At 64.0% G+C, this 13,557-nt stretch carries 15 protein-coding genes; 6 read left to right on the forward strand and 9 right to left on the reverse strand.

The annotated features are described in order from the left end of the window. Position 1: 1 nt before the first annotated feature. Complete coding sequence (locus tag ACNQPL_RS10235; protein ID WP_346614356.1) at positions 2 to 751, forward strand: ABC transporter ATP-binding protein; 750 nt, start codon at positions 2 to 4, stop codon at positions 749 to 751. A gap of 13 nt (positions 752 to 764) precedes the next feature. Here ACNQPL_RS10235 and ACNQPL_RS10240 read toward each other — a convergent pair whose 3' ends face one another. The 4 genes from ACNQPL_RS10240 to ACNQPL_RS10255 are packed head-to-tail and all read right to left on the reverse strand — an operon-like array spanning position 765 to position 4,518. Further along, positions 765 to 1,565, reverse strand: a complete 801-nt coding sequence (locus ACNQPL_RS10240; protein ID WP_346614357.1) for a sugar phosphate isomerase/epimerase family protein — start codon at positions 1,563 to 1,565, stop codon at positions 765 to 767. Further along, complete coding sequence (locus ACNQPL_RS10245; protein ID WP_387533146.1) at positions 1,562 to 2,302, reverse strand: SDR family NAD(P)-dependent oxidoreductase; 741 nt, start codon at positions 2,300 to 2,302, stop codon at positions 1,562 to 1,564. Before ACNQPL_RS10245 ends, ACNQPL_RS10240 begins: the two co-directional genes overlap by 4 nt. Beyond that, positions 2,299 to 3,648, reverse strand: a complete 1,350-nt coding sequence (locus ACNQPL_RS10250) for an MFS transporter (RefSeq protein WP_387533143.1) — start codon at positions 3,646 to 3,648, stop codon at positions 2,299 to 2,301. Before ACNQPL_RS10250 ends, ACNQPL_RS10245 begins: the two co-directional genes overlap by 4 nt. 42 nt (positions 3,649 to 3,690) lie before the next feature. Further along, positions 3,691 to 4,518, reverse strand: a complete 828-nt coding sequence (locus ACNQPL_RS10255) for an amidohydrolase family protein (RefSeq protein WP_346614360.1) — start codon at positions 4,516 to 4,518, stop codon at positions 3,691 to 3,693. A 146-nt stretch (positions 4,519 to 4,664) separates the two neighbouring features. Here ACNQPL_RS10255 and ACNQPL_RS10260 point away from each other — a divergent pair, with 146 nt between their 5' ends. After that, complete coding sequence (locus ACNQPL_RS10260; protein ID WP_416466603.1) at positions 4,665 to 5,618, forward strand: LysR family transcriptional regulator; 954 nt, start codon at positions 4,665 to 4,667, stop codon at positions 5,616 to 5,618. 96 nt (positions 5,619 to 5,714) lie between these two features. Then, a complete protein-coding gene (locus ACNQPL_RS10265; protein WP_387533134.1) occupies positions 5,715 to 6,416 on the forward strand; it encodes a DUF3053 domain-containing protein in 702 nt (233 codons plus the stop codon). A 62-nt stretch (positions 6,417 to 6,478) separates the two neighbouring features. On the opposite strand, the gene ACNQPL_RS10270 is transcribed toward ACNQPL_RS10265, so the two are convergent. Then, the gene (locus ACNQPL_RS10270; RefSeq protein ID WP_416466604.1) at positions 6,479 to 6,958 is read right to left on the reverse strand and encodes an isochorismatase family protein; all 480 of its coding nucleotides are present in this window, start codon (positions 6,956 to 6,958) and stop codon (positions 6,479 to 6,481) included. Between the two features lie 234 nt (positions 6,959 to 7,192). On the opposite strand from ACNQPL_RS10270, the gene ACNQPL_RS10275 reads away from it, so the two are divergent. Beyond that, positions 7,193 to 7,591 carry a hypothetical protein gene (locus ACNQPL_RS10275; RefSeq protein ID WP_346614364.1) on the forward strand — a complete coding sequence of 133 codons (399 nt, stop codon included), beginning with the start codon at positions 7,193 to 7,195 and terminating at the stop codon, positions 7,589 to 7,591. Here the strand turns inward: ACNQPL_RS10275 and ACNQPL_RS10280 are convergent. Next, positions 7,579 to 8,730 carry an MFS transporter gene (locus tag ACNQPL_RS10280; RefSeq protein ID WP_416466606.1) on the reverse strand — a complete coding sequence of 384 codons (1,152 nt, stop codon included), beginning with the start codon at positions 8,728 to 8,730 and terminating at the stop codon, positions 7,579 to 7,581. The two genes, ACNQPL_RS10275 and ACNQPL_RS10280, sit on opposite strands and share 13 nt — an antisense overlap. A 232-nt stretch (positions 8,731 to 8,962) precedes the next feature. Between ACNQPL_RS10280 and ACNQPL_RS10285 the strand changes: the two genes are divergently transcribed. Further along, positions 8,963 to 9,601: a TetR family transcriptional regulator C-terminal domain-containing protein gene (locus tag ACNQPL_RS10285; protein ID WP_346614366.1), complete on the forward strand. Its 639-nt coding sequence runs from the start codon at positions 8,963 to 8,965 to the stop codon at positions 9,599 to 9,601. 168 nt (positions 9,602 to 9,769) lie between these two features. On the opposite strand, the gene ACNQPL_RS10290 is transcribed toward ACNQPL_RS10285, so the two are convergent. Genes ACNQPL_RS10290 through ACNQPL_RS10300 form a run of 3 tightly spaced genes read right to left on the reverse strand, consistent with a single transcriptional unit; the run spans position 9,770 to position 11,860 of the window. Then, entirely contained in the window at positions 9,770 to 10,504 is a 735-nt protein-coding gene (locus ACNQPL_RS10290; RefSeq protein WP_416466607.1) for a DNA-binding domain-containing protein, read from the reverse strand. Next, positions 10,497 to 11,342, reverse strand: a complete 846-nt coding sequence (locus ACNQPL_RS10295) for a DUF692 domain-containing protein (protein WP_416466608.1) — start codon at positions 11,340 to 11,342, stop codon at positions 10,497 to 10,499. Before ACNQPL_RS10295 ends, ACNQPL_RS10290 begins: the two co-directional genes overlap by 8 nt. Before the next feature lie 53 nt (positions 11,343 to 11,395). Further along, complete coding sequence (locus ACNQPL_RS10300; RefSeq protein ID WP_416466609.1) at positions 11,396 to 11,860, reverse strand: hypothetical protein; 465 nt, start codon at positions 11,858 to 11,860, stop codon at positions 11,396 to 11,398. A 354-nt stretch (positions 11,861 to 12,214) separates the two neighbouring features. On the opposite strand from ACNQPL_RS10300, the gene ACNQPL_RS10305 reads away from it, so the two are divergent. Next, complete coding sequence (locus ACNQPL_RS10305; protein WP_416466610.1) at positions 12,215 to 13,552, forward strand: MFS transporter; 1,338 nt, start codon at positions 12,215 to 12,217, stop codon at positions 13,550 to 13,552. Positions 13,553 to 13,557 lie beyond the last annotated feature (5 nt).

A 13,557-nucleotide genomic window follows, 5' to 3' on the forward strand; every position in this document is an offset into this window, starting at 1 on the left:
CATGAATCAACCCTTGCGCATTCATCAAACCGCTCCGGGCAAAGCGCCGTTGCTCGACCTGCAGGTTGAACACAAAGCATTCGGCGACACGCCCGTGCTCGGCAAGATCGACCTGCAACTGCACCCGGGCGAAATCGTCAGCCTGCTGGGCCCCAGTGGCTGCGGCAAAAGCACCCTGTTGCGGTTGGTGGCGCAGCTGGACCAGCGCTTCGTCGGCCATTTGCAGCGGCGCCCTGAGCAAGTCGGTTTCGTGTTCCAGGAGCCCAGGCTGATGCCGTGGCTGAATGTGGCCGACAACATTGGCTTCAGCGAAGACAAAGGCTACGACCGCACCCGCGTGGCCGCGCTGATCGAAGAAGTGGGCCTTGCCGGTTTTGCCGATGCGCTGCCCAAGGCCTTGTCGGGCGGCATGGCCCAGCGCGTTGCCATCGCGCGCGGCCTGTATGGCCAGCCGCAGCTGTTGTTGCTGGATGAGCCGTTCAGCGCGGTAGATGCGTTTACCCGCTTCAAGCTTCAGGACTTGTTGCTGGAACTAGCCCGACGGCACGGGATTGCCTTGCTGGTGGTGACCCATGATGTGGATGAGGCGCTGTACCTGAGCGACCGGGTGCTGGTCATCAGCAACCGCCCAGGCACAGTGTGCCGGGAGTTGCAGGTTGGCCTGGGGTATCCGCGCGAGCGTCGCGATGATCGGCTGGCGCGGTTGCGCAACGAGGCATTGGAGGCGTTGCACCGTGCTCGGGTGATCTGATCTGCCGCAGACGTCAGTGCAGGCGGCTACCCTCCAGGCAACTGCGTGTGGCGCCATACGCCTGCTGAAGACGGTGTTCACGTTGAAGCCCTGACGAAGGCGTCTCCACACTCACCGCCACATCCACCGGCAACGCCTCCAGCAACGCCAGCAACGGCAGTTGCCCTTGCCCCGGCAACAGCCGCCCTTCACGGGCCTCCTGGATGATCAGTGCTTCAACCGGTGCCTGCAGCGGTGCATCGCACAGTTGAACGGCCCGCAGGTAATGCGGGTCCACCTGGGCAATCGCTGCCACGTCCCCACCCGATCGGAACAGGTGCAGCGCATCCACCAGCACCGCGCTGTTGCCCTGCCCGGCGGCCGTCAACACGGCCAGCGCTTGCTGCAACGTCGCCACCGGCCGCCAGCGCATGAACTCGAGGTCCACGCGCAGGCCATGCACCTTGGCCCGTTCACACAGCGCCGCGAAGTTGTGCGCAAGCCGCACGTTGTCGTGGTCATCGCCGGAAACGGTGAGGCTCACCGCTCCCAGCTCGGCACCGGCCGCCAGCAACGCTTCGCATTCGGCAATGCGCACCTGCGGCGTCAGCGAGACGAACTCGATGTCGGCAACGCTGACGCCCTCACCCGCCATCACCGCCTTCAGCTCACGGAGCGCTTCGCTGCCCACGGCCAGCGGGTATGCCTGCGCCCCCGGCATCACCGGGTGCAGGCGCAGGCCCACCGAGCTGAAGCCGGCGCGGCCGGCCTCACGCACCAGGGCCTGCGGGGCAAGGTCCAGCGCTGTCAGGTGGGCAACCCCCAGCGGCCTCAATAGGTCGCCCTCCCGCCACTGAGGTCGAACACAAAGCCCGTGGTGAAGCTGCATTCCGGCCCGGCGATCCAGGCCACCATGTTGGCGATCTCTTGCGCCTTGAGGAAGCGCCCCATGGGGATCTTGGCCTTGCTCGCGGCAATGTGCTCGGCGGTCATTTCGGCCATCAGTGGTGTTTCGACCATGGCTGGCGCGATGCAGTTGAGCAGCACGCCATCCTGCGCCAGCTCTTTGGCTGCGGCCTTGGTGAAGGCAATCACACCCGCCTTGGCAGCGGAGTACCCCGAGATGAACTGCACACCGTCCTTGCCTGCCATCGAAGCGATATTGACGATACGCCCATAGCCACGCTCGCGCATGTGCGGGATGGCGGTGCGGCAGCAGTAGAAGACGCCATTCAGGTCGATGGCCATGACCTTGTCCCAGGCTTCTGGCGGGTACTCCCAGGACGGCACTACCGGGCCATTGATGCCGGCATTGTTGACCAGGATCTCAACCGGCCCCACACGCTCCAGCACGTCAGCGAACGCTGCCTCGACCGAGGCCAGCGAGGCGACATCCACAGCCTGGCGCAGCACCGGCTCGAAGCCACTCCCTGCGCTGTCCCAACCGTCGACCGCAAGGTCCCAGATCACCACCTGGGCGCCTGCGGCATGCAAGCGTTGGGCGATGGCCAGGCCGATGCCGCGCATGCCGCCGGTGACGATTGCAGTTTGCCCTTGCAGGGATTGGCTCATTGTTCAGCTCCTTTTTCGACACAGGGAATATCCGGCAGGCGACGCAGGTCGCGCACCATGAACAGGTAGCACAGCGCACCGAGCGCCGTGATCGAAGACACGAAGACCAGCGCCCAGACAAACGAGCCAGTGGCGCTGACGATCAGGCCGATGGTCAGCGGGGTGACGATGCCAGCGGCGTTGGCGAACAGGTTGAACAAGCCGCCACTCAAGCCCAGCAGGCCCTTGGGCGCGATGTCGGACACGATCATCCAGGCCAGCGCCGACATGCCCTGGGCGAAATACGCCACGCAGAGGATGGCGATCACCAGCACGTCGGACTCGACATAGTTGGCAAGGACGATCACCGAAGCGGTCAGCAGGCCGGCAATCACCGGTAGCTTGCGCGCCACGTTCAGCGAGTAGCCGCGGCGCAACAGCGCATCGGACAGCCAGCCGCCCACCAGCGTACCCAGCGAGGCGGCAATAAAGGGCAGTACGGCAACCCAACCGACCTTCAGCCATGGCATGTGCCGCTCGGTCACCAGGTAAGTCGGGAACCAGGTGAGGAAAAACACGTTGGTCGAGTTGCAGGCGAACTGCCCCAGGCAAATGCCGAGCATGTTGCGGTGCTTGAGCAGCGCCGGGATCTGCGACCAGCGGAACACCGTGGCCTTCTGCCCGCCATCGACCACGCCACCGCCGGCGGCGATATAGTCCAGTTCGGCCTGGTTGGCTGTCTTGGACTGGTGCGGCTCGTGGTACTTGCGCCACCACACCAGGCCGTACAGCACACCCATCACGCCGACCGCCATCAACAGAAAACGCCAGCCATAGGCGTGCAGCACCCAGAACAGCAGCGGCGTGAGGAACGCCAGGCCCGTGTACTCGGCAAAGGTGTAAATGCCGGTCGCCCTGGCGCGCTCGCTTTGCGGGAACCAGGTCGCCACCACGCGGCTGTTGGTGGGGAAGCACGGCGCTTCGGTCACACCCACCAGAAAACGCATGCCCAGCAAGGACAAAAAACCCTGGGCCAAACCCTGCAGGCCGGTGAACAGCGACCACAGGGTCAGGGCCAGCCAGTAGGTCAGTTTGGTGCCGAGCCTGTCGATCAGGATGCCGCCGGGAATTTGCGCAGCCGCATACGTCCACGAAAACGCCGAAAAAATCAGGCCCATCATCGCCGCGTTCAGGCCCAGGTCGGCGCTGATGCTCGGGGCAGCAATGCCCATCACGCTGCGGTCAAGGTAGTTGATCATGGTGCCGCCAGAAATCAGCGCCAGGATCATGAAGCGGGTGCGGGTGCGTTGTTGCAGGCGGGCGGGCGTGTCGAACACCCCGGCGCCGATAGGCTGATCAGCGTTCATGACGGTTGCTCTCTTGTTATTGGAATGGCAAATGCGCAGGCGTCAGGCGAAGCCGAACAGGCGCCTGGGGGTGTCCCACATGATGGTGCGGCGCAGGTGCGGGTCCGGCATCAAACGTTCGGCCAGCTTCAGCAAGGGGCCGTAATCCACCCGCGTGCGCTGGCGAATGAACGGCCAGTCGGAGCCCCACACGCAGGCCTGCGGGCCGAAGGCGTTGATCAGTTCATGCACGTAGGCGCGGCTCTGCTCGTGCAAGGCATCGGCAGCGGCGAACTTCTGCATGCCTGAGAGCTTCACGCAGACCCGCCCATGCCGGGCCAGCCTGAGCAAGGCCTGGAAACCGGCCTGATGAATACCGGCGGCCGCGTCCGGGCGCCCGCAGTGGTCGATTAGTACCCGCACCGCGCTGCGCTCGATCAGGCCGAGCAGTTCGAGCAACTGGTCTTCGCAGACCTGCACCTGGGCAAACAGGCCAAGCTCGGCCAGCTTGCCGAACAGCGGCTCGACGTCTCGCAGGCTGGCCACGCCATACAACGCTGGGTTGAATGCCACGCCGACCACGCCCTGCTCACGCAGCGCGGCCAGTTGTTCAAGGCTGATCTGGCGGTCGACCACCGCCACGCCCCGGAAGCGCCCCTGGCCGCTGGCCAGGGCGTGCAACAGGCAACGGTTGTCGGTGTGGTAGCCGCTGTTGGGGCCCACCAGCAAGGCATGGCGCACGCCATAGGCGTCCATCACCTGGTTGAACTGCTCCAGCGGCGCAACCTCCTGCCCCGAGGGGGCATAGGGGGCATCGGGGTGATATGCAAAGCGTGCAGGGTCAAACAAATGGTTATGGCAATCGATCTTCGGTTCGTCAAAGATGTTCAAAGGCGGCTCCTTCAAGCGCCACTGCGCTTGCCTGCAGATCTTGTTATTGTTCGCCACCAGGGCGATTTACCTAGGCTCAAGATACTGCGGGCGCCGCCACGGCGCTCATACACAGATGGCCAAGACCATAACCGAAGGTAATACTCATGCTCCCCGGCCAAGCAGGCGCCGACGCCAGCAACATGGTGTTCAAATTGCGCCATATGGAAGTGTTCCGTGCCGTCATGCTGACCGGCTCGATCAGTGCCGCGGCAAAAATGCTGTATGTCTCGCAACCGGCGGTGAGCAAGTTGATTGGCTACATCGAGGGGCGCCTGGCTTACCGCCTGTTCGAGCGCATCAACAACCGCCTGGTGCCCACCGCCGAGGCGCAGATCCTGTTCCGTGAGGTCGAGCGGGTGTACCAGGCGGCTCTGCAGGTCAATGAGACCGCGCTGTCGCTGGCCTCCGGTACCCACCGCAAGCTGCGCATTTCCTGCAGCGCGTCGTTGTCGACGGTGGTCATCCCGATTGCCCTGGCGCAGCTCAAGCGTGAGGCGCCAGCGCTGCACATCGAATGGCAGACCTCATTGATGGGCGAGATGCCCAACCAGATCCTGTCAAAAAAAGTCGACCTGTCGATCGCCGCCCTGCCGGTGGTCCACGATCACCTGCACTCGCAGGCCTTCATGCGGGGGCGCATGGTGGCGGTGATGCCCGCCTCCCATGAGCTGGCCCAGCAACCTTCACTGGCCTTGCAACAGCTGGAGGGCCAGGCGCTGTTGCTGTTCCGCCCGGACATGCCGTTCGGCAAGCTGCTGGCGGATGAAATTGCCCAGCGCGGGTTGCAACTGGATTCGTTGCTGTCGTTTACCAATGCCAACGAAGCCGTGGCGCTGGTCAAGCAAGGCATGGGCATTACCCTGATCGACGAGTTCGTCGCACAGGACAGCGGCCTCGCCGTGGTGCCGCTGGCCGAGGAGATTCATTTCGATATCAGCTTCGTCTACTCGCGCTTCGAGCCACCGTCGCAGGCGGCGCTGCACCTGATGCGGGTGCTGTACGCACAAGCCCAGAAGCTTGGGCGCGGCATCGCGGGTTTCGAGCTGCCTATGGCCTAGTGTTGGATCCCAACGCAGAAACCACTATTCTTCTCCCGCCACGCCGTGCGCGATACCCGGGTGGCGCGTACCTTATCCTTCAGGAGATTCACCGACATGAATGTCACGTTCCGCCCCCGCTGGCTGCTTGCCCTCGCCCTGCCCCTCGCCCTCGCCGCCTGCGGTGACAACGAACCCAAACAACGCACTGCGTTCAGCGAGTTCCTGCAAACCCGTATCGTCGATAAGCCAGGCGTTCACGTGCCCAAGCTGACCCCGGACGAAACCCAGGCGTTTGGCCCCTACACCGAGCACTACGCGGTCATCACCGACTTCAACGGCGCCATGGATGCCGCCGTCAAACCGCTGGGCAACCTGTTGCAAAAAGGCGCAGTGCGCTCGTTGAATGATGTCACCGCGCGCCGTGACGACATCAAGGCGGTGCAGACCGGCCTCAATGACATGGGTACCCAACTGCAGGCGCAAAAAGCCAAGGCAGACAGCGCCCACGCCCAGCTCAAGCAGCCAGAAGACCTCAAGGTGGTGTACGACAAAGCCTTCGAGCGTACCGTCAGCGTTCCGGCCGATACCTTCCTGGCCGTGCTGCCGCAGATCAGCGGCACCCTCGACAGCAGCCTGAAAATCGCCGACTACGTGGACGCGAACAAGGCAAAGATCGAAATCAACGGCGCGATCGTGAAGGTTTCAGACCCGAAAGTTCAAGCCGAGCTGAATGCCATGCTGGCGGACCTGAACACCCAGGCCAAAACAGTGCAACAGGCACAAACACAGCTGAAAACCGTGATGCTTGGCCGCTGAAAACCGGGCAAGGCAATCTGCCCCTGCCGGTCACTGAGTCAGTGACCGGCGCGCAGCAGCAGTCAGCTGGCGAGTTCGGCCAGCACCTCGGCGCGGGTAGTGACATTGCCGAAGTGGTGTTTCCACAACTCGATGCCCATTCTGCCTGAGCGATCGAGGGAAGAGCCCACCGTCAGGTCGGTGATCAACGTGGGCGTCAGCCCCGCATCGAACAGCGCGAAGCCTGCGGCCAGCACGCAGGTTTCGGTCTGCAGCCCGCAGACCAGCACGCGCTCGACGCCCAGCTGGCGGATGTACTCAAGGGTCTCGGCAGTCTGCCCATAACCGTGTTTGATGAACACCTTGTCGGCTTCGACCAGGCTCTCATCCTCAGCGGCTGGGTGCCAGCCCAGCTGCCGCTCGAAAGGCGTCACCTGCTCGTCATGCAATTCGACCGAGGCGATGGTCGGGATCGTCGCGGACAACGCACGCACGCCATCGATCAGCCACTCCGGCGGGCTGAAGGTGGACTGGACATCGACGATTAACAAGACCTGCCGCATGAACTTCTCCCGGGCGCTGGCAAAGGCGCCAAGTATACCGTTCCCGGCGTGCATTGAGGGCATTGCGCCAGCCGCCGCCATGCCAGCCTTGCCATTTAAGTAACGGTTTTCCCGAACTTTTTCCGCTTTGCTGGTCTATGTGATCAGGCACATGCAGTGCGCCAGGCAGCCTTCAGGCTGGCCCGCGAACGCATGGCCCAACGCCCCGATATCCAGCAGAGGTTGTCTTCGCTCATGAAAATCCATGTCCCCCGGATAGTGCTCCTCGGCCTGTTCGCGTTCGCGGCAATGGGCTCGGCATCCGCTACACCGATGAAGGCGCCAACGCCTGTTCATACCTTCGACGCCATGCCTGTGCAAGCCCATGCCGAGGGTGCCGACAACCCCTGGCCGAGCCTGGCGAGCGTGGCTGCACAGCAGCCCGCCACGCTATTGGCGCATGATGACCGTTATCGCCACGACGGCTACCGGCATGACCGTCGCGACGACTGGCGCCGCGAAAACTGGCGCCGTGAGCAATGGCGCCGCGAGCAGGCGCGGCGCGAAGCCGAACGCCGCCGCGAATGGCAGCGCCACCATGACCGGGCCGCGCACCACCGCTACGAGGCCGACCACCACTACTACCGCCGCTGAGCGAAGCTACGCCCTGCCCAACCACAACCCAGTGCCGTCATGCTGAGCATCAGCGCAGCAACGGCATACACCCACAGTGGCGCGAAATTCGGTAGCAACAGCCCGGCCAGGATCGGGCCCAGCCCGGCACCGATATCGCGCCACACTGCATTGCCCGCCAGGGCCTGGATACGCCCCTCGGGGTAGCGGCCGGCCACCAGCGTGACTACCAACGGCAGCTGCAAGGCGCGCAGCACCAGCACGAAGAATGCTCCGACAAACAGCCAGTGGCTGCCAAACAGCAGCAGCGCCACGGCGGTCGCCAGCGACAGCACCACCAGCATGCGCAATGCGCCGAAGCGGTCGGCCAAGCGACCACCCAGGGGGCTGAAGAGCATCTCGCTCAGGTAACGCACCGCCATCAGCACACCCGCCGCCAACACGCCATTACTCCCCAGGTGGGTCTGCGCATACAGCGACAAGCCAAAGATGAACAACCCGTCAAGCGCCACACCTTCGACGAACGACCAGGTGGCGATGCTGTCAGGCAGGCGCAGCCGTCGGCCACGGTTGGGCAGGATTTCGTGAGGCTTGGCGGGCAAGGTGCGGGCGGCCCACAGGCTGCACAAGCAACTGCCGCACAACACCAGGAATACGCTGCGCGGCCCCCAGGCCTGGGCCATCAGCGCCGCCAGCGGCAAGGCCAGCATCGGCCCGATGGAGATGATTGCCCGCGAGCGCCCGGCGCGCCGCGCGGCACCTTCGGCCTGCGCGGTGGCCAGGGTTTGCGTGCTGAGGTTGAAGGTGGCGAAACACAGGCCCCAGGTCAGGCGCAGCACCAGCAGCGCGGCAAAACCCGACACAGTAGCGTAACCCAGTGCGCAGGTTGCCGCCGCCACTGCCGCGACCATGCAGGCGGCGCGATCACCCTGGCGGGCATAGAAGCGCAGCACCCAGCCATAGCCGATGATGCGCACCAGGCGGTTGGCGGCCAGCAAAATGCCCGCCTCTACCAGGGTGACGCCGAAATTGCCTGCGTACATGGGCAGCAGCAGGTACAGCACCACATCGCTGGGCAAACACAGGCCGAGCACCTGGGCAGAATGGCGCGAATCGCGATCGGCGAGTTTCAGTGGGGCCTGCACGGCAGCTGACGACATGGCGATCTCGGCAACGACAGAAGGCCCGCAGGATAACCCAGCCAGCGTGGCGCAATACAGGCGCAAACAGCCTGCATGCGCAATCCGTGCAAGAGCGGGTTTACCCGCGATCACCACGGCGCTGGCCCAGTCCACCGTGGCCAGCCGCCGGCTTGTGTACCCCTTGTGCAGACTACCGCTGTATAGTTTTGTATATTTCGCTATTCATCTCAGGGGCAGTGCCGTGTACATCATGCCGTTCGATCTGCCACGTAAAACGCCCAACGCACCCGAGGCGCCCCAAGCCGACCCGGTACGCAGGGTGATCCTGAACGCTGCCAGCGAGGCGTTCGCCCAACAGGGCTATGCCGCGACCAAGCTGTCGGTCATCGCTGCCCTGGCCAGCTTGCCCAGGTCCAACGTGCTGTACTACTTCAAGTCCAAGGCCAACCTCTATCACGGGGTGCTGGAAGACATCGCACCCGGCTACCTGCAAGCCTGCGCGCCCTTTCAGCACGACGACGAGCCGCTGCAGGCGCTTAGCCGCACGGTCACCTCGATGATTCACCTGTTCGAAGGGCGGCCATTCGCCTCGAAGGTGCTGCTGCAGGAACTCAAGGAAGGCGGCCGGCGTATTCCCGGTGATTTCCTCGAACGCTGGGCCAGCCAGGCGCGGGAAAACACCGCGCATATACGCCAGTGGATCGGCAGCGGGCAATTGGCGCCGGTGAACCCGGAGCATGTGCTGCCATCGGTGTGGGCCATGGCGCAGTCATGCGTCAACATGGGCTGGCATGCCGCCGGTGGCCCCAGGCCGGGCATCGATTACCACGCCGCCACCGCTTCCTCCGTGCGCTTGCTGCTCAATGGCCTGGCGCCCGCCACTCCCTGACCGAGCATACGGCCTCAATCAATCCAGGCCTGCGACTGTAGCGCCCCGCACTCGAGCCCATTGGCCGCCTGCGGGCAGCACAAATTCTTGTAGGAGCGGGCTTGCCCGCGATCCAGGGCAAAGCCCTGGCCAACCACCGCGGTGACTGCTTCGCGGGCAAGCCCGCGCCTACAACGCTGTGCCCAGCACCACGCCTTCAGATTTGAGGCCGACCAACAGCGCCAGGCCGTGAGCTTGGATGAAGTCCGGCGCTACGCCACTGTGTTCTGCCAATGCTGCAAAGTGCTCGCGGCCACTGAGCGGCTGCTGTTGCAACGACACCAGTAACGCGTGGGCCAGCGGCGCCAAGCGGGAGAAGTGCATCTTGTGGTCGGCGCCTCGACGGGCCAGCAACCGTGTGGGTTCGATGGGTGCCTGTAGAGGAATGGAGCCCGGCCCAATTTGGCTGACCGGCCAAACGTAGGCCAGCGGCAGCGCCAGGCTGGACAGCAACGGTACCCCCTCGAGCAGGTCACCAACGGGGTCATGCGCAGGTTCGGTATTCTCGCCGAGCAACAACACCGTCTCGACCCACTCGTAATGGGCCAGTTCAGCCACCCAGCCCGGCAGATCCTCCCTGGTTTGCAGGTAGTCGACCAGCTCGCCAGCCACCTCGGTGAACAACGGTGTCTGGCAGCGGTGGCTGGCGTAGAAATCTTCGGTTAGCGCTTGCCATTGCTCGGCGGCGAGGGTCGCATGCAGCACCGGAAAGCTGCCTGCCAGCAACGACTTCATGTTGCCAAAGAACAGCTGCCGATAAACCGCCAGGCGCCGTTCCTCAATGCCTGGCGGCGGCGCGTTGGCCTGCGGGTCGCGGATGAAGCGGGCCATGCGCAGCTGCTGCTCGCGCAATGTCTCAGCCATGGCGCACCTCTGGCGTTTGCGCGGCAGTTTGCAGGTCGCGGATGTAATCCACCTCAACGAGCAACTCAGGCAGCGGTGGCAGGTTGAAGTCACGCTCCAGCAGGGTCGGTACGCTCCCCAAATGCTGGTAGGCGCCGGCCAGCAGGCGCCAGACATCAGCCTTCACGCTTGCGCCGTGGGTATCGATCTTCAGGTCCGGCGCTTCGTCGTAATGCCCGGCCACGTGCAGGCAAACCACCCGCTCGGCCGGCACCGCGGCGAGGAAGTCGGCAGCGTCATAACGGTGGTTGCAGGCATTGACGATCACATTGTTGATGTCCAGCAGCAGTTCGCAGTCGGCCTCGTCGAGGACCGCGCGGAGGAAGTCGATTTCGCTCATTGCCTGGTAGGGCGTTGCGTAGTAGGAGATGTTCTCCACTGCGATGCGCCGGCCAAGGGCATCCTGCACCTCACGAATGCGCGCGACCGTGTGGCGCACCGCTTCGTCGGTGAAGGGCATGGGGATCAGGTCGTAGAGGTGACCGTCATCGGCGCAATAGCTCAGGTGTTCGCTGAACAGCGGCACGTTGTACCGGTCAAGAAAAACGCGAATCTGCCGCACAAAGGCATGGTCCAGCGGCGCGGGGCCGCCGAGTGACAGCGAAAGGCCGTGGCAGGCCAGCGGATAGCGCTCGGCCAGGCGTGCCAAGCCCTCGCCATAGGTGCCGCCAACGCCGATCCAGTTATCGGGGGCACATTCGAGGAAGTCCACGGCACCCGTGCTCATGGTCAGCAATTCAGGCAACAGCGCACGACGCAGGCCAAGGCCGGCACCTTGCAGGGAAAGGGAACGACTCATGGCGTACTCCTGGAGGCAAAGCACCCTCCCCGCTGGGAGGGTGCCGGTGACGGTCAGTTCCTGGCCTGGCTCAACTTGCTGTACAGATCGGAAGGGAACGGCTTGCCGGTTGCGTCGAACTGGTGCTTGCGGAACTGATAGACCTCAGCCTCGGACAGGTAGCCGTCGTGGTTGGCATCGATCGCGTCGAACTCCGCGTTGGCCCCCGGCGCCACCGCCAGCAGCTCGGCGCGCGATACCAGGCCGTCGTGGTCGGCATCGGTGCGGGCGAACGAGGCATCACCGCACTTGCCTTCGCCGCATTTACCCTCGGCCTGGGTGGCTTTGCCCTTGGCGCCGCTGGCGCCGCACTTGCCCTCGCCACACTTGCCCTCGCCGGCCTTTTCAGCGGCGGCGAGCTGGTAGCCCTGGGGCAACGCTTCGACAGCAAAGGCCGATGCGGCCAGGTTCATACCGCCGACCAGGGCAATGCTCAGCAGGCCAAGGCGGGTCTTGTTGGGGCGCTGGATACGGGTCATGGGGTTTCTCCATCAGGTGATGCCACAAGGGCGCAAGAGCCAGAACAAGCAGCGGTTCGGGCTGTTCGTTCGGGTTGGGCCATTTAGCCGTCGGCATGTATCCGTGGCGTATCCACAGCGGCAGGGATTTGTAAGCGAGTGGTCGAAGTACGCGCCTTGATACACAGTGATACATGCTTCCTGCCGACCTCATAACCAAATTCGATCCCTTATTAAGGATTTCCCAGCGGCGCTGCTGCCCCTCCAGCGATTAGAGTCTGCCCACGTCGTAACCCGGCGGGTGATTTCTGGCGACCTGCCCTGCGCTTTGTCCACAGAAATCGTCACCACTACAACAATAATCGGTGAACGCGCATGCACACGCCCAGCGTCGATGTAAAAGAGTGGATCGATAGCCGTCCCATCACTCACTACCAACGGTTGATACTGATTCTTTGTTTCTTGATCGTGCTGTTCGACGGCTTCGATGTCGCCGTCATGGGCTTCATCGCGCCTTCATTGATGCAGGACTGGGGCTTGTCACGTGCAGCCTTCGGCCCGGTGATGAGCGCTGGCATGGTCGGCCTTGCCATCGGCGCCATCACCGCCGGCCCGTACGCTGACCGCCTGGGCCGCAAGAACATCCTGCTGCTGGCGGTAAGCGGTTTCAGCGTGCTCAGCCTGGCCTGCGCGTTTGCCCGCAACCCCTATGAACTGGCAGCGCTGCGCTTGCTCTCCGGCGTAGCGCTAGGTGCGGCAATGCCCAACTGCACGACGTTGCTTTCAGAGTTTCTGCCTGAGCGCAGCCGCGCGCTGCTGATCACCCTGATGTTCACCGGCTTCAACATGGGGTCGGGCCTGGGGGGCTTTCTGGCCGCCTGGTTGATCCCGCATCAAGGCTGGCATTCGGTGCTGCTGGTGGGCGGCCTGCTGCCAATGGCGCTGCTGCCATTGCTGTGCTGGCTGCTGCCTGAGTCACCCCGCTATCTGGCGGCGCAGGCTGCACCGGCCAAACAGGTCGCAGCCATTCTCAACCGCCTCGGCGGCCAGTTCACCGCGACCACTCGCTTTATCGTCAGCGAAGCCGCCACCCAAGCCAAAGCGCCTGTGCGCCAGCTGTTCAGCGGGCATTATCGCCTCGGCACCCTGACCCTGTGGGCGACCTACTTCATGGGCTTGCTGGTGATCTACCTGACCATGGGCTGGTTGCCGACCCTGCTGCGTGATGGCGGCCAGAGCATTGAACGCGCCGCGACCATCACCGGCCTGTTCCAACTGGCGGGCACCGCGGGCGCATTGGTGGTCGGCTGGGCCATGGACCGGCGCAACCCTAACCGGGTGATCGCCACCGCCTACGCACTCGGCGGGCTGTGCATCGTTTCGCTCGGTGCGTACGGCCTGGAGTCGAGCCTGCTGGCCGTTGGCGTCGCCGCTGCGGGCTTTTGCATGAGCGGCGCGCAAACCGGCCTGAACGCCTTCGCGCCGGGTTACTACCCCACGGCGTGTCGCGCCACAGGTGTAAGCTGGATGCTCGGCATCGGCCGCTTCGGCGCCATCTTCGGTTCACTTATCGGCGGCGCCGTGCTCAGTCTGGGCCTGGGCTTGCCATTGTTATTCATCGCCCTTGGCCTGCCGGCGTTCGTCGCAGCCTTGGCAATCCTGGCCAACGGTTATGCCCGGCAACGTGTGCTGCCGGTCACGGCCGTGCGGTAAACCTG

It is taken from the genome of Pseudomonas sp. LFS044 (assembly GCF_047978245.1).
In the GTDB taxonomy this organism is placed as follows: Bacteria; Pseudomonadota; Gammaproteobacteria; order Pseudomonadales; family Pseudomonadaceae; genus Aquipseudomonas.